This is a genomic window from Leptolyngbya sp. FACHB-261 (genome assembly GCF_014696065.1).
In the GTDB taxonomy this organism is placed as follows: domain Bacteria; phylum Cyanobacteriota; class Cyanobacteriia; order FACHB-261; family FACHB-261; genus FACHB-261.
The window spans coordinates 99,261-121,803 of sequence record NZ_JACJPL010000024.1 but is presented as its reverse complement, the minus strand read 5'-3'; the positions used below and the strand labels follow the sequence as shown (position 1 = coordinate 121,803).

Annotated in this window: 22 protein-coding genes; 11 read left to right on the top strand and 11 right to left on the bottom strand. The window is 53.4% G+C overall.

What is annotated here, in order from left to right; all coding sequences use genetic code 11:
- Positions 1-32: 32 nt before the first annotated feature.
- From H6F94_RS15095 to H6F94_RS15085, 3 genes are all read right to left on the bottom strand, one after another.
- The gene (locus H6F94_RS15095) at positions 33-764 is read right to left on the bottom strand and encodes a DUF502 domain-containing protein (RefSeq protein ID WP_396426438.1); all 732 of its coding nucleotides are present in this window, start codon (positions 762-764) and stop codon (positions 33-35) included.
- Between the two features lie 286 nt (positions 765-1,050).
- Positions 1,051-1,902 carry a ribosome biogenesis GTPase YlqF gene (ylqF, locus tag H6F94_RS15090; RefSeq protein WP_190803064.1) on the bottom strand — a complete coding sequence of 284 codons (852 nt, stop codon included), beginning with the start codon at positions 1,900-1,902 and terminating at the stop codon, positions 1,051-1,053.
- 5 nt (positions 1,903-1,907) lie between these two features.
- On the bottom strand, positions 1,908-2,303 hold the full coding sequence (locus tag H6F94_RS15085) for a universal stress protein (RefSeq protein ID WP_190803063.1): 396 nt from the start codon (positions 2,301-2,303) through the stop codon (positions 1,908-1,910).
- A 70-nt stretch (positions 2,304-2,373) separates the two neighbouring features.
- Between H6F94_RS15085 and H6F94_RS15080 the strand changes: the two genes are divergently transcribed.
- Both H6F94_RS15080 and H6F94_RS15075 read left to right on the top strand, forming a co-directional pair.
- Positions 2,374-3,576: a phosphoglycerate kinase gene (locus H6F94_RS15080; protein ID WP_190803062.1), complete on the top strand. Its 1,203-nt coding sequence runs from the start codon at positions 2,374-2,376 to the stop codon at positions 3,574-3,576.
- 573 nt (positions 3,577-4,149) lie between these two features.
- Positions 4,150-4,512 carry a hypothetical protein gene (locus H6F94_RS15075; RefSeq protein ID WP_190803061.1) on the top strand — a complete coding sequence of 121 codons (363 nt, stop codon included), beginning with the start codon at positions 4,150-4,152 and terminating at the stop codon, positions 4,510-4,512.
- Between the two features lie 24 nt (positions 4,513-4,536).
- Here the strand turns inward: H6F94_RS15075 and H6F94_RS15070 are convergent, their stop codons facing one another.
- On the bottom strand, positions 4,537-4,803 hold the full coding sequence (locus H6F94_RS15070; protein ID WP_190803060.1) for a BolA family protein: 267 nt from the start codon (positions 4,801-4,803) through the stop codon (positions 4,537-4,539).
- Positions 4,804-4,963: 160 nt separating this feature from the next.
- Entirely contained in the window at positions 4,964-5,233 is a 270-nt protein-coding gene (locus tag H6F94_RS15065) for a BolA family protein (protein WP_190803059.1), read from the bottom strand.
- Positions 5,234-5,279: 46 nt separating this feature from the next.
- Here H6F94_RS15065 and H6F94_RS15060 point away from each other — a divergent pair, with 46 nt between their 5' ends.
- Positions 5,280-5,876: a TFIIB-type zinc ribbon-containing protein gene (locus H6F94_RS15060; protein ID WP_313949301.1), complete on the top strand. Its 597-nt coding sequence runs from the start codon at positions 5,280-5,282 to the stop codon at positions 5,874-5,876.
- Between the two features lie 122 nt (positions 5,877-5,998).
- On the top strand, positions 5,999-7,222 hold the full coding sequence (gene dprA, locus H6F94_RS15055; RefSeq protein ID WP_313949300.1) for a DNA-processing protein DprA: 1,224 nt from the start codon (positions 5,999-6,001) through the stop codon (positions 7,220-7,222).
- A gap of 34 nt (positions 7,223-7,256) precedes the next feature.
- On the opposite strand, the gene H6F94_RS15050 is transcribed toward dprA, so the two are convergent.
- The 3 genes from H6F94_RS15050 to H6F94_RS15040 all read right to left on the bottom strand — a co-directional run bounded on the left by H6F94_RS15050 (position 7,257) and on the right by H6F94_RS15040 (position 9,969).
- Positions 7,257-7,517 carry a DUF1816 domain-containing protein gene (locus H6F94_RS15050; protein WP_190803058.1) on the bottom strand — a complete coding sequence of 87 codons (261 nt, stop codon included), beginning with the start codon at positions 7,515-7,517 and terminating at the stop codon, positions 7,257-7,259.
- A gap of 413 nt (positions 7,518-7,930) precedes the next feature.
- Positions 7,931-9,109, bottom strand: a complete 1,179-nt coding sequence (locus H6F94_RS33260; RefSeq protein ID WP_199320445.1) for an ABC transporter permease — start codon at positions 9,107-9,109, stop codon at positions 7,931-7,933.
- Positions 9,091-9,969 (bottom strand): ABC transporter permease, encoded by an 879-nt coding sequence (locus H6F94_RS15040; RefSeq protein WP_199320444.1) that lies wholly within the window; start codon positions 9,967-9,969, stop codon positions 9,091-9,093. Before H6F94_RS15040 ends, H6F94_RS33260 begins: the two co-directional genes overlap by 19 nt.
- Positions 9,970-10,084: 115 nt before the next feature.
- Here H6F94_RS15040 and H6F94_RS15035 point away from each other — a divergent pair, with 115 nt between their 5' ends.
- The 4 genes from H6F94_RS15035 to H6F94_RS15020 all read left to right on the top strand — a co-directional run bounded on the left by H6F94_RS15035 (position 10,085) and on the right by H6F94_RS15020 (position 13,495).
- On the top strand, positions 10,085-11,239 hold the full coding sequence (locus H6F94_RS15035; protein ID WP_190803057.1) for a BMP family ABC transporter substrate-binding protein: 1,155 nt from the start codon (positions 10,085-10,087) through the stop codon (positions 11,237-11,239).
- A 122-nt stretch (positions 11,240-11,361) separates the two neighbouring features.
- Positions 11,362-12,864 carry a DUF3370 domain-containing protein gene (locus H6F94_RS15030; protein ID WP_313949299.1) on the top strand — a complete coding sequence of 501 codons (1,503 nt, stop codon included), beginning with the start codon at positions 11,362-11,364 and terminating at the stop codon, positions 12,862-12,864.
- A gap of 100 nt (positions 12,865-12,964) precedes the next feature.
- Entirely contained in the window at positions 12,965-13,183 is a 219-nt protein-coding gene (locus H6F94_RS15025) for a hypothetical protein (protein WP_190803056.1), read from the top strand.
- A 117-nt stretch (positions 13,184-13,300) separates the two neighbouring features.
- Positions 13,301-13,495, top strand: coding sequence for a hypothetical protein (locus H6F94_RS15020; RefSeq protein ID WP_190803055.1), 195 nt, complete (start codon positions 13,301-13,303; stop codon positions 13,493-13,495).
- Here the strand turns inward: H6F94_RS15020 and H6F94_RS15015 are convergent.
- Together H6F94_RS15015 and H6F94_RS15010 are read right to left on the bottom strand one after the other, a co-directional pair.
- Positions 13,477-15,222 (bottom strand): ArnT family glycosyltransferase, encoded by a 1,746-nt coding sequence (locus H6F94_RS15015; RefSeq protein ID WP_190803054.1) that lies wholly within the window; start codon positions 15,220-15,222, stop codon positions 13,477-13,479. The two genes, H6F94_RS15020 and H6F94_RS15015, sit on opposite strands and share 19 nt — an antisense overlap.
- Positions 15,223-15,285: 63 nt before the next feature.
- Positions 15,286-16,500, bottom strand: coding sequence for an FtsX-like permease family protein (locus H6F94_RS15010; RefSeq protein WP_190803053.1), 1,215 nt, complete (start codon positions 16,498-16,500; stop codon positions 15,286-15,288).
- A 342-nt stretch (positions 16,501-16,842) separates the two neighbouring features.
- On the opposite strand from H6F94_RS15010, the gene H6F94_RS15005 reads away from it, so the two are divergent.
- The gene (locus tag H6F94_RS15005; RefSeq protein WP_190803052.1) at positions 16,843-18,123 is read left to right on the top strand and encodes an aminotransferase class I/II-fold pyridoxal phosphate-dependent enzyme; all 1,281 of its coding nucleotides are present in this window, start codon (positions 16,843-16,845) and stop codon (positions 18,121-18,123) included.
- Positions 18,124-18,237: 114 nt separating this feature from the next.
- Here the strand turns inward: H6F94_RS15005 and H6F94_RS15000 are convergent, their stop codons facing one another.
- Positions 18,238-19,812 (bottom strand): B12-binding domain-containing radical SAM protein, encoded by a 1,575-nt coding sequence (locus tag H6F94_RS15000; RefSeq protein WP_190803051.1) that lies wholly within the window; start codon positions 19,810-19,812, stop codon positions 18,238-18,240.
- A 151-nt stretch (positions 19,813-19,963) separates the two neighbouring features.
- Between H6F94_RS15000 and H6F94_RS14995 the strand changes: the two genes are divergently transcribed.
- Positions 19,964-21,109 (top strand): hypothetical protein, encoded by a 1,146-nt coding sequence (locus tag H6F94_RS14995; protein ID WP_190803050.1) that lies wholly within the window; start codon positions 19,964-19,966, stop codon positions 21,107-21,109.
- Complete coding sequence (locus tag H6F94_RS14990; protein ID WP_190803049.1) at positions 21,106-22,065, top strand: NAD-dependent epimerase/dehydratase family protein; 960 nt, start codon at positions 21,106-21,108, stop codon at positions 22,063-22,065. Before H6F94_RS14995 ends, H6F94_RS14990 begins: the two co-directional genes overlap by 4 nt.
- The last annotated feature ends 478 nt before the right edge of the window (positions 22,066-22,543 follow it).

Genomic DNA, 22,543 nt, shown 5'->3' with positions numbered 1-22,543 from the left:
AAATCAGGCGCTAAATCACGCCCACCGTCTGGCTAGCTCGACAACTCTTCAGATACCGGCTTACGGCTGAGATTGACTAACGAGTAAATCTTTTTAGCTGTGGGAGGCGGCAGGGTGTTGGTCACGCGCGTAGGAGTCACAATGCCACCGGAGACCACGATTTTGAAGGCATCCTCCACAGACATTGAGAGGTTAATCACCTCATCAGCAGGTACTGCCGCATACCAGCCAGTCGTGGGATTGGGGGTGGTTGGTATAAACAGACTGAGCATTGGGCGGGCCAGATGTGCCTGCATCTCCTCGCTCACGACCCCTGTCACGAAGCCAATCGACCAGACACCGGCACGTGGATATTCCACGAGAACGACGCGACGAAACCGATTCTCAGAGTCCCGTAACAGGGTTTCTAAGAGCTGCTTGAGCGTTTTGTAAACGGCCCCCGCTAACGGAATGCCTTGCAGCAAGCGCTCGCTCATGTGCAATAACCATTGGCCCAGAATATTTCGCGCCATTAGGCCAATGAGCAGAATCCCCACTAAGGGAACCGACAGACCAACGCCAACGTTAATCAGATCCGCCAGGAAGGGATTGAGATTATCGAAGGGACTGAGTTGCTTGGGAATGCGCGTCAGCAGCTCAATGACCCAAGCCGAGATGCTAAAGGTCAACCAGATAGTGGTCGCTAGCGGAATGACCACCAGTAGACCTGCAATCAAGTCGTTCTTGAGACCCTGCTTAAAACGCTGCAATAGGGATTGGTCCACTCTCCTCTCCGGCATATGTTGAGGCGATCTGATGAGGGACAGGCAAGAACTGATGAGCGCAACCCCGATCCGTTTCGGAAACGGCTAGATTACTTAGGATTTTGCCACAGTAACGGCTTGTTACGAAGTATTGCGGAAGACTGCGCAGATACAGTTGGTTCTCTCCTCGCTCTCAGACTGCCCGACCCGTGGGGAAGATTATCTCAGGAAGCATCCCGCTTTGCTAAATCTAGCCTGATTGATCTTGGGCTTGATTCAGCCTAAAGGCAAAGCGAATTCGGCAAATTCAGGCGATCTCTTGGGGATCTGGCAGTTCTAGGGCAACTGCTCCCAATAAACCCTTGCGAAAGTCATTAAGAACTTGGCGGGCAACGCGCTCAGTATCGCCTTTGAAGCGTGCCTCGGCGACTTGCTCTAGATAAACCCCACCAGGACAATGGATCGGGTCGAGCCCGTATCGTTCAATCAGACGGTCGGGAATTAATTGGCTGAGCAGTTCGATGGCGGCACCCGCTACGCCGATGTTGTCGTAAGCTGCTTCGCCGATGTCATCACAGATTGCGAGCTTCAGCGCAGCCTCTTGGTCTCTAAGCTTGACCGGTAGGATGCCGGGCGCATCAAGCAATTCGATCTCATCGGAGACGCGAATCCAACGAACCTGCCGTGTAACCCCCGCGCGTCGAGCACTTTCAGCAGCACGGCGCTTGACCAACCGGTTGATCAGGGCAGACTTACCCACGTTGGGAAAACCGATCACCGCTGAGCGAACCGGGCGGGGTAACATGCCACGGCCCTTACGTCTTTGATTGACCTGAGCCCCTGCCGCTTGAGCCGCTTTGAGCAATTCCGCAATCCCTTTGCCATGCTGAGCATCGGTGTAGTGGAGAGTTTCCCCTCGCGCGGCAAACCAGCGCTCCCAACGCTGCCGGTCGCGGTCAGGAATCATGTCTGTGCGGTTGAGGACTAGCAGACGGGCTTTAGAACCAATCCAGCTCTCAATTTGGGGGTGGCGACTAGAAATGGGAATGCGGGCATCCCGCACCTCCAGCACCACATCGACCAGTTTGAGCTGCTCAATGAGAGCTTTTTCGGCCTTGGCAATATGGCCGGGATACCACTGAATGGGTGGGGTGGTCATGGTCGCTAGGGCACTACCAGAACCGGGCAGGGGGAAAGATTAATCACGCGAGTGCTGACGCTGTCCTCAGCTTCGTCGGTCAGGCCAAGGCCCCGACTGCCCATGATGATCAGGTCTACGTTCAATTCATCGGCAACATCGCAAATCACAAAGGCTGGCTTGCCCTCGCGCAGGAGCGTCTCAGCTGCGATGTCGTGCTCAGCTAATGTGGCTTTGGCCTTATTGAGAAAGGCATTCACCTTGTGTAGTAGCTCGGTGCTGGCCTCTTGGCCTTCGGTAGTCTCAACGACTGACAGCAGGAGTAAACGACTGCCGTATTTTTGGACCACGTTGACCACGACTTCCACGCAGTCACGGGATTCGCGGCTCTCGTCAACGGGGAACAGAACTGTTTTGAACATGGCAGCAAACTCCTCGGTGGACACTCACTCCAGTAAAATGTTTGCGGCTCAACGCAACAGGAGGTTCTCGGTGTCCAAGCAAACTCTAGCAAATTTAGCGCCTGCGGACCTGACGGGTAAGAAGGTGCTGGTGCGAGTTGATTTCAACGTGCCCCTCGATGACAACCTCCAGATTACTGATGACACCCGCATTCGGGCTGCGCTGCCCACGATCCGCAAATTGAGTGAGAGTGGTGCCCGCACGATCCTCGTGAGCCATCTGGGACGTCCCAAAGGTGTGACCGAGAAGTTGCGCCTGAACCCAGTTGCTGCGCGCTTGTCGGAGCTGTTGGGGCAAGCCGTCGTCAAGTGCGATGACTCGATTGGGGATGAAGTGGCCGCTAAAGTTGGTGCGCTGCAGAACGGCCAGGTTGCGCTCTTAGAGAACGTGCGCTTCTACGCCGAAGAAGAAAAGAACGATCCCGAATTCGCCAAAAAGCTCGCCTCCGTCGCTGATCTCTACGTGAACGATGCTTTCGGGACAGCTCACCGTGCTCATGCCTCCACTGAAGGGGTAACTCACTATTTGCAGCCCTCGGTGGCGGGCTATCTCCTAGAAAAAGAGATTCAGTATCTCAGCAGTGCGATCGAAGACCCACAGCGCCCGTTAGTGGCAATCATTGGTGGCTCGAAAGTTTCAAGCAAAATCGGCGTGATTGAAACCCTGCTAGATAAGGTGGACAAGCTGCTACTTGGTGGCGGCATGATTTTCACCTTCTACAAGGCTCGCGGCTTAGCAACTGGCAAATCACTGGTAGAAGAAGACAAGCTGGAACTGGCTAAGACCCTAGAGGCCAAAGCCAAAGAACGCGGCGTTGAGCTACTGTTGCCAACCGATGTGGTAATTGCTGATGCCTTTGCGCCAGATGCTAATGCTCAAACTGTGAGCATCGAGAGCATTCCCGATGGCTGGATGGGTTTAGATATTGGCCCTGACGCTGTCAAGGTATTTCAGGATGCTCTTGCTGGGGCTAAAACCGTGCTGTGGAATGGCCCAATGGGAGTGTTTGAATTTGACAAGTTCGCAGTGGGTACTGAAGCGATTGCTCGCACTCTCGCGGATCTAACGGGTGAGGGCGCGACCACAATTATCGGCGGCGGTGACTCGGTTGCTGCGGTTGAAAAAGTAGGAGTGGCTGAGCGTATGAGCCACATCTCCACGGGTGGTGGTGCCAGCCTAGAGTTGCTGGAAGGCAAAGAGCTGCCTGGCCTGACTGCCCTGACAGAAGTTTAAGCCATCACTCAATTACTGGCCAATCACTAGACTAGCTGAGCCAGTAATTGCATTAACCCCATTAATCAGTGGAGGTTGCGAATGCGACCTCCCTATTATTTATTATTTGAAATTATTTAGAGCAAAAGGTTTTAAGTATTGCTTTGAGTAATTCTTTTGAGTAACGATGGATTCTTAAATTGCTTGGCGTTACTTTAGTCTTTTTCTAAAGTGCAAACAAAATAGGATTTGAAAAGATTAGATTCTGAAGGGCGGCTGGACGATCCGTCTGCTGTAGATCCGTACCAGGAAAACGCTCACGAACAAGATTGGCTAAATGTTTTAGAAATGTAAAGCTCTGCTCTTTTTCTGGGGTGTTTCGTGGGTTGTTTCGATTGACCCCGGTTCAGCTTTGCCATTTCATCGGAAGATGGTTCATTGGAGGATTGCTGATAGCTATCCTGGTACCCGAAAAATCTACTGACAATCTCCCAGTAATGCATTGAGATCCCGTTGAGGTCCCATTGAGACCATAAGTGCTTCTGAGTAACTTCAGAGATCTTGAGCGAGTCATCCCATTACAGGAATTTGGTCATGAATGAGCACGAGATTCACCGCAACGGGCGTATGGGTTATCAAGTTGACATCGAAGCCCTACGACGCAATTACCCGCCTGGAACTTGCCATGAATCTAAGCTTTACAGCCCTGAAGGACTGCTACAGGAGTCCCACCTCAGCCGTCCCTCAGAAGCGAGTGAGTTGCTGAAGCTGAGCGTGGCTTTCTCCTTGCCCATTGGCATCTTGGGCGGATTGGCACTGCTAGCCGTGTGGGTCTCTAAGCCAGCACCACCTGTCCAAGTCACTGAAGTGAAGCGGGTTGAAGTCAATGCCCGTTGTGAAGTTCGGCGTGGCTTCTGGGTACAAGAGGTGCAGTGTCCTGTGATCCACACCCCCTAGCACATTCCTTAAACGCGTGATTTTCTAGCCTAGATTGACCTGGACCGAAGCTGCTTGCCACTGTTCAGGTGTGTAGGTTTTAAGCGTGAGTGCATGTAGTTGACCGCTATTAATGTGGGCCTGCACTGTTTCATTCACCAACCGATGTTGTTTCAGCTTATTCAGACCGACAAACTGTTCTGAAACAACTAGGGCTTGGAAATGTTGTCCGCCCCCATCGAGATCAATGACTTCAACTGAAGCTCCGGGAAGACCTTCAGCAATTAGAGCTTGGATCGCACTTGGATTCATGAGGATTAATCTGGCTAAGAGAAATGACTGAAGAACTGAGGCAATTTTGAAGCCGCACTTGGAGCCGAAATCACTATTTATCTGTGATCTTATCTGCGATCAAGTTGTGGTCAACTGCAACCTTGAATTCAGACGCTCATCAGATACCCAAAGCTTAACCTCAGGCTTGCCACTGCTCAGGTGTATAGGTCTTCAAAGACAAAGCGTGGATCGCTACCTTCATCTCATCGGCCAGGGCATCATGAACCATCCGGTGCCGCTCCATCAATGTCTTTCCTGAGAACTCAGGAGAGACAACGACAACATTGTAGTGACCACCCCCATTGTTACCCCGATGACCGGCGTGGCGATGGCTCTCATCCTCCACTTCAACTACCAGAGCACCAAGCTGATCCCGAAGCACAGTTTGAATTTTGGCTGGCATATTCATGGTTTGATCATACCGAATTGTAGGGTGCAGGTAGTGCGATAGGATCGTGATTCGATCGTGGGAGGACAGAGCCATTCAGTGCCCGAAAGATAAGAAAATCAGCTTGCTTGATGGCGTCTTGTCTGGCAACTTGCCGGTTAAGTGTTGTCCAGACTGCAAGGGAACCTGGATTCCAGCCTTTGAGTATCGAGAGTGGTTGGCGACCCAACCCGAGCCTGTGGCCAAATCGCCAAACGATTTCCCAATTCCGGCTCTGATGGTGGATTTTGTCCAGTCTCCCTTAGATACCAAAGCGGCTCTATGCCCAGATTGTGGACGCTATCTTTCGCGGGCTCGCGTTGGCTTTGGCACGCCTTTCTACGTTGAGCGCTGTCTCGACTGTGGCGGCATTTGGTGCGACTACGGGGAGTGGGAAGTGCTCGAAAAGCTAGGGCTGCAAACCACTATCGCCCAGATGTTTTCGGCGGAGTGGCAGATGCGGGTGCGTGAGAACGAGCAGGCCCAACGTGAGCGCCGCTTGATGATTGAGCGGTTGGGCGAAGACTTAGCGAGTCAGGTATTTGACTTAGCCCGGGTACTGGAAGTCCATCCTCATGGCGATTTTGCGGTGGCTTATCTAATGCGCCGCTTTGATCACCATTAGTCATAGCAGGTTCATAGTAGGTTGCTCTCGCTTGAAAGTTCAGCGTTAGATTTCAGCGGGTTCTGTAAGTGACTTCGTCTGCTAGGGATGACTAGAGGCAGTGCCTAATCAGTCATCCATTTGTGCTGTCTACTCAACTTGACTCAACTCCAGCGCCCACAGAGCGAGCCTTCTGGCTAGCTTGGTCCCAAGTCGCGGGTGTTGGACCCGTGCTTCAGAAGCGATTACACCTGCAATTTGGCTCTCTGGCAACTGCCTGGCAAGCCGAAGGCGACCAACTGACCCAAGTAGAAGGGATTGGCCCGCAAACTCTTCAGTCAATCCAGATGCAGCGCCGCAGCCTTGACCCAATGCGTCTACTGGCGCAGGCCGAGGCCAAAACGCCTGACTTTTGGACGCCCGCTGATGCTGACTATCCCCGTTTGTTGTGGGAGATCCCTGATCCGCCTCCTGTGCTTTATTATCGAGGCGAAGTCAGTCAAGTCGGGCTACCGGAGCAATGGCCTGCCGCTGTGGCGATTGTTGGCACACGTAATCCCAGCGCCTATGGCAATCGCTGGGCTCGGAAACTGGGGCAGGTTTTAGGCGAAGCCGGTTACCTAGTCGTGTCAGGCTTGGCGGAAGGAGTAGACGGTGAGGCACATAAAGGTTGCCTGGAAGCCGGTGGACTGACCCTGGCAGTCTTGGGAACTGGGGTCGACCGCATCTATCCCCCCCACCACAGAAGTCTCTACCAGCAGGTGTTGCAGCAGGGTTTAGTCCTGAGCGAGTACCCTCTGGGCACGCCCCCTGATCGAGCTCACTTTCCCCGACGCAACCGCATCGTCGCTGGGCTCTGCTGTGCCACGCTGGTGATTGAGGCCCCAGACCGTTCCGGTGCGCTGATTACCGCCTATCAGGCCAATGAGTACGGTCGCGAAGTTTATGCACTGCCGGGTTCTTTAGATAACCCCAAAGCTCTGGGTTGCCTGAAGTTGCTGGAAAAGGGAGCCCAGATGGTTTTGGGGCCAGAACAACTGCTGTCGGCGCTTGGCTCCTTGCCTCAATTAGATCGTCTAGACCGTCAGGTGGCGCATCAAGGTCTAGCTAAAAGCCGAGCAATTGCAGGAACAACCCCAAAATCTAGCGCGTTGTCCCCATCTGTATCTCAAGCTGAAAAGCCTCTACCCAAACTCGAAGAGCCGCTTCAGCAAGTGTTTAATGCTATTGGCTCTGATCCCACACCATTAGACAAAGTTGTGCAAATGAGCGGTCTGGAAACCGGTTTGGTTTCTGGCACTCTTTTGCAACTAGAACTGATGGGACTAGTGACCCAGATAGCTGGCCTGCGCTACCAACGGCTATAGCCCCAAAGTCTTGTTTAATCAATCCGCTTAGGCTTTAGTCAGCCTCACTCTCAGCAACCGTTAGTGCTTCTGGATTACAACGCTTAACGGTCACCTCAATACCCTGAGCCCCTTCGTCCCGCAAGTCTTCAACATAGCCAGGGCAAGCATCCCTAGCTTCGTCAGAGCTGTCGAAAGGCCCAAAGTAGTAAGTGCAAGGCGGTTGACTGGTAGTTACTTCTGCCCACCAGGCAGTTCCAGGAGCCTCAGAGCCAGGCCCTAGAAAAATCTCTTTGATCCTATCGAGTAATGTCATGGGAGAGTGTAGAGAACGTCAGGATATCGAGCGAGACCACAGCCAAACTTCGACCAGCTAGATGATCAGATAAAAGCTACTCTTCAGCTTTTATCTCTACTAATAGAGTGCACAGTATTGCTTAAGATTCATCAAAAATTTTAGCGCTTTTGCCTAGAAAAAATTCGGCTTTAGAAGTTCTTCAGGTGGGGATCGCACCTCAGAGTTTTACTATCTAAATTTTGGCCTAGATACTGTGACTTAAGAGTGCTGAATGAGCACTTCTCAGGTAGCGCTAAAGAGTTTATTGACAATATTGTTCAGCTTACTAAGCTCTGACCTTCGTAGGCTTACACAACATTGATCGAGTCTGCGATCAGGGTCTGCAAAATCCTTGGAAGGAGCTTAGCAGATCCCCAGGCAATTTTCAGGATTCAGGCTTCCCGAATAGAAGAATGCCAGTGAGTAATTAGACGTTCAAGCAGAGCAATGAACCCGTAAAATAGCAGACCCAGAACGCTAGCGTAGACAATCGCAGCCCAAACAACATCAAAGCCAAAGCGCCCTGCTTCCAACTTGATCCGAAACCCTAGCCCTCGCGCTGGCGACCCGAAAAACTCACCAACAATAGCGCTGATAAGTGCCAGAGGGGCAGCAACTTTGAGACCAGTGAATAGGTAGGGCTGAGCCCCTGGCAGACGTAGGTAGGTAAAGGTTTGTGACATAGAAGCGCCATAGCTGTGCATGAGGTCTAACTGTTGGCGGTCAACAGCGGTCAGACCTCGAAACGTATTGATCGCAATCGGGAAGAAACAGACAATCGCCGCAATTGCCGCCTTAGACGGCCAATCTGAGCCTAAGCTAGCCACCAGAACTGGTGCAATACCCACGATCGGGATTGAACTGGCAGCAGTGAGATAGGGCAGTAAGCCTTGTGCCAGAAACTTAAAGCGGACCAGCAGTAGCGCCACTAGCAGCCCTGCTAGTACACCCCCGACAAAGCCCAGCAGAACTTCATTCAAAAAAGTCTGTCGGGCATCTTGGAGCAGCGCTTGCCAAGTTTCTGTCAAAGTTTGGGCAACCCGGCTGGGGGTTGGGATCAACCCGACCGGAATCTGGTAGCCGCGAATTAAGCTCTCAGCCAGCAGCAGTGCCAGAGCCATCGCTAGAGCGGCGGCCAAAAACCCTAGACGCTTAGGCAAGGCAGCGCCAACAGCACCAAGACCAGAGGCTGTGAGCAGGGTAAATGCCCAAGTCAGCCCCCAATAACCACCCAAACCTAAATCGCCTGCCAGCTTAAAGCCTTGATCGACCAGGTGGATCTGAGCGCTTAAGTTGACGCTTAGACCTGCGAAGCCAACTAGCAAATAGCTGATGCTCCAAAATCTAGCGAACCAGCCTAGGGCGATACCAACAGCTAGCAGCGGCAGCAAGCCCAGCCAGGGGGCCAGCGGCAACACCTGAAAAGCCGAGTTTGCCTGTCCGGCAGGCGTGTAGATCCAGGGCCAGACGAGGAAGCTCAGCAGCACAAAGGCACTGCTGCCTAGGGCGAGCCAGTCCCAAGGTTGGTTTTGAGTAGGAGAGTGAGAGGTGCTTAGCTGGGCATCTGCCACGGCGTTACCCACCTCTCGATAAAGTTGACCATGCCAACTAGCGCAATTCCTAGAAGAGCTGAGGCAAACATCAGCACCCACAAGCCCACAGTATCAGCGAAGTAGGCCCGTCCTAAAATCATCGTGCCCAAGCCCCGAAAATTCACAGTCGCGATTTCTGCGATCATTGTGCCTACCAAGGCGGCGGCAGCTCCAACCTTCAGGCCAGTAAATAGAAAGGGCAGGGCCGTGGGCAGGCGGAGCAGACGATAAACCTGGAATGTATCGGCGTTGTAGGTGCGCATTAAGTCAGCGCTTAGAGGACTGACGCTGCGCAAGCCTTTAGCAAGACCAATGGTGATTGGAAAAAAAGCAATGTATGCGGCGATCAGAGCTTTGGGCAGTAGCCCTTCTACACCGTAACGGCCCAGTAGCACTGCCAGCATGGGAGCAAGCGCAATAATCGGAATAACCTGAGAAGCTACCACCCAAGGCAGCACAGCTCGCTCAAAGCCCACAAATTGCACCAACAGCACCGCGATCACCGCACCCACGACTAGTGCTAGGGCCAGACCGACTAGCGTCGCCCCTGCAGTGGCTAACCAGTTCAGCGGAATCGTATCTTTGCTGAGCGGCCAACTCATGGCAAGAACCCCAGTCAAGAATTGCAAGGGCGAAGGAATGGCTGGCGTTGTGAGGGCTTGACTACACCGAAATAAATCCTGTCCGCAGGGCAACTGTGCCCCTGTCTTCAGCAATTCTTGAGCGCGCCCTAGATTGGCGAGGACCGAGAGTGGAAACCAGAGGAGCAGTGCTACTGCCAGAACCGTGAGCATCGGCAGCAATTTGCCAAATAGCCAAGCTCTCATCCTTTGCCGCACAGACTAGTCCCCTCATGAATACCAGACTTTTTGTCAATGACACGTTTTCAATGATGCAATTCGGCCCAAGCTGGCTGTGCTATGGTACGCCTCGCAGTAGTGAGGAATACAACGGATGCCCAAGTTTCAGCGTCGTCAATTCATGCAGTGGATGGCAGCTGGAGTCGGTTCCACGCTGATTTTACCTGCCTGTCAGGGCGGGAATACGTCCTCAGCTTCGACTTCTGGAGAGCCTGCTGCCAGTCCCGCTGCGAGCGGCGCAGAGCCATTTAAGGTGGGCTTTATCTATGTCGGTCCAACGACAGACTTTGGCTACAACCAGGCTCACGAACTCGGGCGTAAATACCTAGAGTCTAATCTACCCGGCATCACAACTGAATTTGCGGAGAACGTACCAGAGACTGCCGACGTAGAGCGGGTCATGGAGCGCATGATCCGTGGCGGTGCCAAAGTTATCTATGCCACTAGCTTTGGCTATCTAGACTCAGCCCTGAACGTGGCTCAACGCTATCCGGACATCACGTTCCTACACTGCGGCGGCTCGAAGACCGCTCCTAACGTAAGCACCTATTTCTCCAACATTTTTGAGTTGATGTACTTGGGCGGAATTGCTGCTGGCAAGGCGACCAAGAGCAAGGTGCTGGGCTTTGTCGGAGCCTTCCCCATTCCTCAGCTGCTAGCTAACGTCAATGCCTTCACGCTTGGTGCTCAATCGGTAGACCCCTCAATTCAAACGCGAGTCGTCTTTAACTTGAGCTGGGCTGACCCGGCGAAAGAAGCTGAGGCTGTCAACGCTATGGCTGACCTCAAAGCCGATGTCATCTCTATGCACGTGGACTCGCCTGTTACGGTCGTCAAAACCGCTGCGAGCCGTGGCTTGAAAACGGTGGGCTACCACACGGCTGAGCTTGAGCAGTTCAATCCTGAGGGCTGGCTGACGGGCGGTGCCTGGAACTGGGGACCGCTATATGTCAGGCAGGTTGAGGCTATCCGCGCTAAAACCTTCAAGCCCAGCATTGAGCGCTACGAGGTCAAGGACGGTTACGTGAAGCTGGCTCCCTTTGGCTCTGGGGTCGATAAAGCAACTCAAGACCAAATCCTCAGCAGTCAAAAAACCTTAAATAGCAACAGTTTGGCGTTATTTAAAGGACCTGTGATTAGCCAGAAGGGTGAGCAAAAGGTTTCTGGTGGGCAGAACCTGACCCGTGAGCAGGTGGAAACGATGGATTTCCTGGTCAAGGGGGTAGTTGGGGAACTGCCAACCTCCTAAACGTCCCTCTAAAGGTGACTGCACTGACTCGTGACCCAATGCAGGCCCAGTTGCTGCAAGCCCTCAGCGTGCCCGTTGCTGCTTAGGATTGTAGCGATGAGATAAATGGGACTGAAGCTAAAGTGCAGACGGCGACTGGACAGCGGCAAGTAGGGAGCGAGGGCGCTCAGCCTCGGAGTAAGCAAGCATTTCCCTCTAAGGTGCAAGGGCTAAAAGCCAGAGCCGCCTGGGGACTACTAGTCCTACTTTGGGCTGGATCTGCCCACGCCCAAGTGGCTCCCCCACCCAACAGCAGCCCCCCGCAGCCAGTCACGGTCGTTCAACCCCAGCAGGTGCGAGCCCTGCCCGGTGGGTTGGACCGAGATCTGATGTTCAACAGCAACAGCCCGGAGGTGGTGGTCACGGAGGGGATCCTGCTCTCCACGTTTCCGCCCAGCTATGGCCGGGTTGCCAGAGCCCATCTAGACCAACTGCTGTCGGGCGAGTTCGAGCTATTTGCTCACCACATTGCTCGGGAGCGGACGCCAGGTGACCTCACCAGCTTGTACATTGGCATTCTGCTCCACAACCCAGGTCGTCAGCCGGTTACGGTTGATGTGCTCAACGCCGCCAGCTATCTCAGCCAGCCTGATGCGCCGTTTGTCGACCTGCCTGCGCTAGTTGAGGATCCAACGGGCAGTGTGTATGCGGGTCCGGGCTCCCGGGTCACGAGTGATTTTGTCCGCCGTCAGTTTCCGCAGCAGCGTGATGCTCAGATTTGGCCTACCCGTTTGGTTCTAGCGCCTGGGGAGAGCCAAATGCTGATGAACCTGCCCATTCCGATCCGGGAGCTAACACCGCCCCTCAATGGGCGTTCTACTCTGATTCGAGTTCGCAGCAATGGCCCGGTTTACGCTGCCAGCTTGGGTTTGTATGCGCGCCAGGATGCTGATGGCAGTGAGCAAGCACCAACGCTCCAGGAATGGGAAACTCTGCTGCGCGAGGGCGATATTGCTGGACCCCGTGATCGGCCACCCACTCCAATCGTGGAGAAGCCAACTGGACCTGTCATCTACAGCCGGGTAGCAGGCGTTGCTCGAGGGGTCCGCTGGCAGGCCTACATCACTGACTCAGACACCCAGAGGAGCCTGACGATTCCAGCGGCGGGGCAGGCCCTCTCCTACGTACTCAACACGGTTTATCGCAATACCTTTGGCACAGGGCAAGTCCAAAGCGCGCCGCTGCTGCGACGCTACGAGGATACGGCCTACCAAGCCCATGGCAACTACAGCATTCACTACGACTTGACTCTGCCCCTGCGCAACCCTACCGCTCAGCCACAAACGGTAACGCTCGCCATCCAAACGCCGCTGAAACTGCCTAACGACCAGGCTCAAGGCAGCCTAAGTTTTCTAGAGCCACCAGGACGCCAGGTGATGTTTCGCGGCACCATCCGCTTGCGCTACCGAGATGACCAGGGTTTGCCCGTAAATCGCTTTGTGCATCTTGTCCAGCGCCAAGGCCAGCAGGGCGAGCCGCTAGTGACCCTGCAATTGCCCCCAGGCTCAGAACGACTGGTTCAGGTGGATTATTTTTATCCGCCCGACGCCACGCCCCATCAAGTCTTGACTCTACGTACTCTTTAGCAGAGCAGGCGCGTCATGGCCGTCATCACCCTTATCACCACAACATCGCCGGTTTAGACTTGCTCAGATCAACTTTGGCGAACCTTCTTAAGATAGGGTTATGAGCTTTCGTGAAGAATTGCGCCGAGTTCTGCCGCCTGATGCCTCGCCCACCCTGGCGGAGTATCAGTTAGTTGCCGAATTCCAGCAGGAAGTGAGTTGGCGTCAGGAGCATGAGCGCTACTGTCAGTGGTACAGCGAGGTTGCCGAGCGCAACCGCGAAGAGCTGCTAAAGCTACGTGGGGACATTAATTTGTTTGGTTGGTTTAGCCGACGTTAATGATGCTCGTGATCGCAATCCCCTAGGGTGTGTGATCTAGCGCATCAGCCAATTAGCGCATTCCTGGGACATTGGAAGGAGTGACACTTCGGTCAACACTTTTCCAGGAGCCCACTGATGACTCTTTCCCTGGCCATTCTCGAAGCCTTCAGAACCGGTCGTCTTTCGCTGACGGCGCAGCAGTGCGTTGAACAATCTCTGTGCAAGCCTAGTCACAGCCCTGCAGAAATGGAAACTCTCGATATATTGCTTGAAGCTGTATTAACCGGCGAAATTGAGTTGGAAACGCCTCGCTACCTCTCCTTGGCTTGAGGTGCATAGACCCGAACTAGGCGATAGTAGCCCGCAGTTGCCAGAGGTTCATACTCGTCTGGACGCAAGCGGGACAGCCGTAGGTCTTTTTCTGATCCCAGAACCAGTAGGTCTGGATGTGGACGGTTTAAGTATCGGGCACGGAGTTGCTTCGATATCTGCAGAAACCGAGCATTACGCTTTGCGTAAAACACCACGCTGGGCTTAACCACTGGCCCCAAAACGATTAGGTCCGAAGCTTGTTCAGGGTGCATTTGTTGATAGTCTTCAATCACAACTGCCAGTTGACGTAGAGGCAGTTGACGCTGCAAATCTAGAGTTGTAAGCGTCGGTAGAATCACCAAGGCAATTAAAGCGGCAAATCCTAAACTGCAGCCCATTGGGAACCAAAAACGGCCTTGTCGCCAGAGCACGGCTAATACTCCAAGGACCGCGATGCCAGCCCAGATTAAGGCTGCCGTCAAATTTAAGTTTTGCTGAGCTAGCTCCTTTTGTAGATTGGGCATCCAGGGATCAGGAGGCAGCCAGTTCAGACTGTGCCAACTCAGAACCGCCAAAAGTGCGTAGACCCCCACTGCTGCAAAGGCTGAAATTTGGAAGCCTCGACTTTTGAGACTCGTTTCGTCTCGCCAAAGCAACCCCAGCAGCAAGGCAATGGCGGGAATGAGCGGCAACATGTAGCTGGGCAGTTTGGTGACTGACACCGTAAAGAAAACCAGCACCACGCCAAACCAGCAGAGCGCATACAGGCCCAGGTGTTCCGAGCGCGGTTGAGTCCGCCATTCGCCTAACCGCCAGAAGCGCAAGCGGGCAATAGCCAGAGGCAAAAAGGGAGACCAAGGCAGAAAGCCAATCAGGATCACTGGGATATAGAAATACAGGGGTGCCTGGTGGCGGTTCACCACTGAGACGAAGCGGTCGATATTGTGGTAGCCAAAAAATTTGTCAATGAACGCCTCACCATTGATCGCAGTAACTGCCAGGTACCAGGGCAGGGCCAGCAGCAGCACAATCAGGCTGCCCTGAAGCAGGTGCAACTCTGAGCGAACTTGCCGCCATTGCCCCACTAAGGCTAGGAAGAGGGCAATGGCCAAGGCTGGCAACACGATCGCAACCGGCCCTTTGGTTAAAATGCCCAAGCTCATCCAGGCGTAGAGGCTCAGGTAAGCCAGTCGGGATTGACGCACATAGCCCACAAAAAACGAGAGCATGGTCGCGCCGATGCAGGCGCATAGAAGCATATCGGAAACGCCAATGCGTCCCCAGGCCAAGGCCATTGGCGATAGTGCCGTTACTACAGCCCCAACCCAGGCTGCGCGCCAGGAGCCTGTGAAGGTGCGCAGCGTCCAGAACACGCCAAGGGTTAGCCCGGTACCTGCTAGCGCCGACGGTAAGCGTACGCCCCACTCATTCACGCCCACCAACTGATAGGCCAAAGCCATACCCCAGTAAATCAAGGGCGGCTTGTCGAAGCGCGTAACACCATTGAAATAGGGGGTGATGAAATCGCCTGTGCGCAGCATCTGACGAGCGGCCTCTGCAAACAGGGGTTCAGTCTCGTCAATCAGGCCAATATCACCCAGCTGCCAGCCAAAGGCGACCCAGCAAAGTAGCAGTAGCCCCAACAGAGAAGTGAATGCCAGCAGATGCTCAGGCACCGGTCGCTGAGTGCTCCCAAGACCATCCTGCAAGGCCCAAGGCTTACGACCAACTCGGTTGACCGACATGACTCTAAGCTCCCACACACCCACTGGGGATGACTTTACCGGATTCAGTGGCAACTCACTGCATCAGGCTTTGAACACAATCACTGGATCGACCTGGGTAACTTTCTGAATGGCGAACACGGCTGAACCCACACACATCAGCACGGTGACCCCAAACACTCCTGCCGCTGTGGCAGGACTGATCAGAATGGCAATGCCCTGGGTCGCCTGTGCCCAAGTACCAATGCCATAGCAGACGCCCATGCCGGAGGCAAACCCCAAAACTGCCATCCACAGCGCTTGCTCCCCGATCACCCGGTAGATGTACCAGTTGGAAGCTCCCATGGCCTTGAGCGTGCCAAATTCCCGGATGTGGTCGACCGCCGAGGCGTAAAGCACCTGGCCGACAATGACCGTACCCACCACCAAACCCAGACCTGCTCCCAAGCTCAACACGAAGCCGATGCCGGTTTCGTCTCGCCAGTAGCGTTGGGTCAGCTCAGACAACTCGGCACGGGTGTGAGCCTGGGTATCGGGTAGGGCCTGTTCGAGTGCTTGCTTGAGCTGCTGTAGGTCTTGCCCTGGTTGGGCTCGGATCAGGATGTAGGGGATCGGGATTGGGCCAGAAGAAGCCTTTTGGGCTTCGGTAGCCAGCCGGGATGCCTCTAGCAATGAGGTACTCTGGGTCGACGAGGCTGGAATGGTTCGAGAACTTAGAAAATCCCGGCCACTCTCAAGAGACGTAAACACGAAGGGGCTAGCAACAAAAGAGTACACACCGTGGGTGAAGGCTTTAACCTTGGCCGTGACCCCACCGACCTGCACGACGTCGCCAATGTTGTTAACTCCTAATAACTTGGTGTTAGTGTCATCGATAATGATCGCGTGCTCCTGCTCAACGATTGAGGGTTGGGCGCCGCCGATCAGATCCCAGGGCTTAAACAGCTCAGCATCTGGCTCGTAGCCAATCATCTGCACCGCCTCGATCTTGCCCTGTGGGTCTCGCCAGAGCGTGTTGTTGATGAGCAGGGGTTCAGCTTTGGCGACGCCGGGCACTGCTCGTGCCTGGTTTACCCGTTCAGCTGGCAGTGGTAGCGTCAGACTTAAGTGTAGAAAGTCCTTGGAGGTCACCCAGATGTCAGCTTGGGAGTTGTCGATCACTAAGGTGACCGAATTGGTAAAACCGTTGAGAATGCCAGTCTGGACGCCGATCAAGCTAACCGCAAAGGTGATGCCAGCCTGAGCAACCAGTAACCGAGGCAAATCTTCGAGCAGATTTTTGCGGGCAATAGAAACCATGTACTAACGTCACCAGTCGGTTTGCTGAGGGACGGGACTGACAATGCTCCTGTTCTAGCAGTTCACATCTGGCAGTTCACATCTAAATGATTCACAAGATTTGCGTACAGCCTACCCCCATCTGGACGAACAGATTGGTGGATGGCATAACAAGTAAACTCTTGAGACGCTAAAGTGTCGTAATCATCACTGTGAGGACAAGCAAAGGGGGTGGCAGGAGAGTGCGATTACAACCACCGCTGTTTCCATTACAGTACTTAATATCAAAAAGGCGGGTCGGGCACCTGGTTGTCAGTCCGCCTCCACGTCCGGCTTGTAGCATCCGTAAGTGAGGAGAGTTCTGTGCAAGTTGTTAAGGATTACGTCCAAGCCTGGCTACAGAGTGGGCTAGCTCCTGATGAATACATTTGCCACGGTAGGCAGGGCAACCAGGTCGAGGTTGAAGACGCTGCAACCGGCTTTCGGCGTACGGTCCTAACCTTCTGCACCAACGACATCTTGGGATTTGCAGTCGATGAGGATGTTAAGCAAGCGGCAATCGACGCAACCACTCACTACGGTCCCTCCAATAGCTCCTGCTCGGTGCTCAGTGGGCGCATCGATCTACACCGTCAACTCGAACAAGAGATTTCAAGCTTCAAGCGCCTGCCCTACACGCAACTGTTCATCAATGCCTGGATGGCGATGCAGGCGGTGATGGATGCCTTCTGCCATCTAGCAATTCCGGTGCCCGGTTTCCACAACGAGCGCGAAACGCTGATTCTGTCAGATGTGCTCAACCACGGTTGCATCATTTCGGCAGTTGTCAATGCCAATACACGCTCAGGTAAGGTATTCGGCAATAGTCCGCGAGTGCGGGTGAAACCCTATCGTCACTGTGACGTGGACGACCTGGCCCGTAAGCTCAAGCGCTACGCCCGTCCTGACGACCGCATTCTAGTCGTGACCGATGCCGTGTTCTCGATGGACGGCGATGTCGCACCTCTGCCCGACATGCTGCAAGTCTTGAGCCACTATGAAGGCAGCACCCTACTCATGGATGAAGCTCACGCTTCTGGGTCGCTCGGCTCCTATGGTGGTGGCATCTACGATCACTTTGACTTGGATCCCTATAAAGCGGTTGAGATGGGCATTAACCCATTGATCATGACCACCTTCTCCAAGTTCGCCGCCTCAGCTGGTGCCGCCATCAGTACCCACGTCAAAGAACTGGTGCCGCTGCTGAATGTGTCTCCAACCTCGATTGGCACGATCTCGCTAGCGCCACCGCTAACGGCTGCGGCGCTTGAGAGCGTTCGCAAACTGCGCCGCTCGCCGCAGCTGGTCCAGCGGTTGCAAGAGAATACGCGCTATCTACGCCAGTGTCTAGCGACGTCTGATTTCATCGCCCTGGGCGAAACCAATGTTGTGCCGGTCCTGTTACCTGAGGGCATTAACCCGAAGGAATTTGCCCGGCGTTTGCTCGAAGACAAGGGAATCTGGGCTTCCGCGATTTGGTTTATCGCCAAGCCTCGTATCCGGATCACGGTCAATGCCCTGCATACCCGCGAAGAAATAGACCAGCTCGTGGATGGTCTGGTTTCTACTCGGGCACTGTTCTATCGGGAAACGGTCAGTGCTTAGAGGCTTAGAAGTAGTGCCTAAAAATCAGTGCTGAACTAATGCTGAAATATTGCTGAAACGTTTCAGTCAAATGAGCTGGGGCACAGGAGATTTTTCTCCTGTGCCCTTTCAGTCTTATCTGGCCAAGGCGGTCGGTTGAGGTAGTTCCGACTGTTCGGTTAAGTGTTGGGCTAATTGGACTTCGATTTCATCACGCACAATCTCGCGATACTGAATGAAGTGTTCGAGTAAGGCGCAGTTGCTCAAGTAAGGCACAAACAAAGCTGAATTGTGTTTCAGAATCGAGAATAATTGTTGCCAGAATTGATAGCGAGTACTGCGCCAAATTCCCTGCCGCCAAAAGATAGTCAAGACAGCTCGAACCTCAATGGGTTCTAGCATGCGTAAGGGTATCTTGTGAGGTGCGGGCCGCATGTTGATAAAGTGGCGGTAAACACGAGCCAAATAACGTTTGGGTTCGTAGAGTTCCCAGAAGCAATTGGCATACTCGCGAGCTAACTCCTCAGGCGAGCGGGTGGGAATAAAGTTCATCAGGGTCATCTGGTGGCCCTGGGTTTCCTGCTTCTCTTCCAATAAACGTCCCTCTCGCTGCAAGCGCTGCCACAGGGCGGTATTGGGCAATGCTTGTAACATGCCAAACATGGCTTTGGGAATTGCCGTGGCTTCAACAAAATCGATGATTCGCTGGCCTGCGCCTGCTTTCTCACCGTCAAAACCCAAAATAAAACCGGCCATCACACTCAATCCAGCTCGGTTGATGGTTTGTACCGATTCCACTAAGGAATTGCGTGTATTTTGAAACTTTTGTGTAACTGACAAGCTGTCAGTATCTGGTGTTTCAATGCCCAAAAATACAGCACTGAAGTTGGCATGTACCATCAGGTCTAACAACTCTTCATCTTGAGCTAAGTCAACTGACGCTTCGGTTGCAAGACGGAATGGATATTGACGCTCTGCCATCCAGGGACCTAACTCTCGCAGCAGCAATTTGACATTACGCTTGTTGCCAATGAAGTTGTCATCCACTAAAAACACCGAGCGTCGCCAGCCTAGGTCATAGAGCGCTTGCAATTCTGCGATCAGTTGTTTTGGCGCTTTAGTTCGAGGCTTACGCCCGTAGAGCACGATGATGTCGCAGAATTCACACTGAAATGGACAGCCGCGCGAGAACTGGACGGACATTTCCGTGTAGGCATTCAGGTCTAGCAAATCAAAGCGAGGAACGGGCGTCCCTGTCACATCCGGCTTTTCGCCATCTGCCCGAAACACGCCTGAGGTTGCACCTTGCGCCAGCGCTTCAACGAACAGGGGCAGGGTAATCTCACCCTCATCCAAAACCAAAAAATCGGCACCTGCCTCCTCGATTGGTCCTGGCACCGACGTTGCGTAGGGACCACCTACTGCAACCGGCTTACCTCGCCGCTTAGCTTCACGAATTAGATGCAACAGGTCTGGCTTCTGCACGATCATGCCGGAGAGGATCACCAAGTCCGCCCAGGCCCAATCTGCTTCTGTTTCAGCCCGAACATTGCGGTCTACCAGGCGAAATTCCCAAGTTTGAGGCAGAATCGCGGCGACTGTAATCAGCCCCAATGGGGGCAGCGAAACCTTGCGCCCAATCAGCTCTAGTGCTTTGTCAAACGACCAAAATGATTGGGGAAATTGCGGATAGAGCAGCAATACACGCATTCAAAGCTCCAAGACTAGGGGCAGGTAAGCCATATAAAACGGCTCTTCAGCACTGTAACGGTTTGTTCGTCTGATCCTAATCAATGACTGGGAAATTTATCGCTTAGCCTGAGAACGGTACAATCATTGCCACAGCTATCTTGACCTCTTTATGCAAACGATTGGCACGCCGATCGAGGTCCGCTATGTGAGTACTTCCCAGGATGAGCAGGCCTTTTTGGATTTGCCAGCCCGAATCTATCAAGGGGATGCCAACTGGGTACCGCCCTTACGCAGCGGTGTGGCCGAGAACTTTGCAGCTGATAATCCCTTCTTCGAATACGGCGAATTGGAGCGATTACTGGCCGTCCGGGATGGGCAGGTGCTAGGACGGATTGTCCCTGCAATCAATCGGCGGCTGATCGAAAAAGAGGGTTGCAATATCGGTCTGTTTGGCTTTTTTGAATGCGTTGAAGATTTTGATGTTGCCCAAACTCTCTTGAACGCAGCTCAGGATTGGTTGCGCAAGCGGGGCATGGAGCGAGTCCGTGGGCCCATTGATCTATCTACTCACAACAATTGCCTGTTCTTGGTAGAGGGCTTTGACTCGCCGCCGATGTTCATGATGCCCTACAACCCGCCTTACTACCCTCAGTTTCTAGAACGGCTGGGCTGGCAAAAGGCCAAAGACGCAGTTGCATACATCTTGCCACTGGATATTGCGCCTACAGAGGTTCTGAAGCGGGGTTACGAGGTTGGTCGCAAGTCGGGCCTGAACTTCCGGCGCATTGATACCGCTCAGGAGCAGTTTGAGGCCGAATGCCGCCGCATTTACCAGTTGTTCACCGCCAACTTTGCTGATAACTGGAGCTACAGTCCTCGTACAGAAGCTGAGTTTCTGCGCGAAGCTCGACAACTGCGCGCCCTGATCGATCCCAATGGTGTCTGGATTGCTGAAGACCCGGCCCGCAATAACGAGATGATTGGTCTGATCCTAGGGGTCCCTGACTACAACTTGGTTCTGCGCCACCTCAACGGTCGTCTCGGCTGGTGGGGAACGCTCAAATTTCTCTGGTACCGTCGCACGATCAACCAAGGCCGGGTGATGATCGTGACAGCTTTGCCAGAATACCGTCGCAAGATGGTCCCTCTGGCGCTGGTTTACCTGATTCTGACCCAGGGTGGCCAAGGCGGTAAGAAGTACCAGCGGGCCGAACTCTCTTGGGTCTGGGAAGATAACTGGCCTTCGCGTAAGCTGATTGAAGCCTCGGGCGGCCAGGTCCACAAAACTTATCGCATCTACGAAAAAGCCCTATGAAAGCACTAGTGACGGGCGCTAATGGCTTTACTGGCTCTCATTTAGTGCGTCTACTGTTGGCTCAAGGGCATGAAGTTATTGGCTTCGTCCGTCCGACCAGTAACCTTCAATCTTTGGCCGATTTAAAGCTCAAACTGGTTAAAGGTGACCTCACCAACCATGAGGCTTTACGTGAAGCGATGACTGGTGTAGAGATCGTTTTTCACACAGCTGCTTATGTAGAAATTGGGGTTGTTAACGCAGCTGAGATGGAGCGCGTTAACCTTGAGGGCACTCGTGCTGTGCTCGAAGTTGCCAAGACAGCCAGTGTTACCAAGCTGGTCTATTGCAGCACGATTGGTGTGTTTGGCGATACTAGGGGCGAAGCAGTGGATGAGACCTACCAGCGCACCCAAGTTGGTTTTTCCTCGGTTTATGACCGAACTAAACTCGAAGCCCAACAACTTGTTGATCAATTTGCATCTCAAGGTTTTTGGACTGTGAGCGTCATGCCCTCAGGCATCTTCGGTCCTGGCGACCCTCACTTTGGTCCAGTGCTACAGCGATTTCTTAAAGGACAACTCAAGGTTCTGGCGGGTGGAGACCGCCTCACAGGCATCGTCCACGTAGATGACCTGGCGCAGGGCATGATTCTAGCTGCCGAACGTGGACAACCCGGTGCCTGGTATATCCTCTCAGCCGGTGAGCTAACCACCCGCGAAATGTTTCAGGGTCTAGCTCGATACTCCGGCGTACCCGCGCCTGCTTATGAGTTGCCGGAATTTCTGGTTCGTAGCTTGGGGTACTTACTAGACCCTATAGGCCGAGCCTTTAACTGGCAGCCTCCCGCCAGCCGGGAACGAGTCCACTATCTCTACGACCGCCTTGTGCGCGTTAAAGCGGACAAAGCTCGTCAAGAATTGGGCTGGCAACCGCGCAGCGTTGATGAAGTGTTACGCGAATTAGTTAAAGCTTGAGCTTGTTTATATCCCGTAGGTACAGTGCTTGGGCAAGTCTGGCGCTCTAGTGCCAGACTTAGAGTTTGAAAGAATGGTTGGCTGGAGTACCACCTGATAACTTGTATACAGTTGGTGGTAAGGTCTGGTAGTTCTGCCTCTCATGTTCGGTGTAAGGCTTTTAGGCTCGGTGAGAAACCTAAATAAGTTTCTCGGAATCCCAGATTTCATAAAGTAAATTCTCCTGAATTTTTTGAAGAGGTGCTGGCAAAGCTGAGGACATTGCTGGCGTGAAAACGAGAAATAGTCAGGCAAAGTAGTATCAAACTAGAAAACAAAATTATAGAACTGACTTTGGCAATGGTGCGAGTTGTTTGAGCTTAGAAGACTGCCCCTGTAATCTGATGAAACAATTCAGTTGACTAATTGATAGGCGTGTCTAAAGTTATAATCACGCGTCAAGTTTAGGAGGTTGATGCATTCTTAACACCTCTTTTTG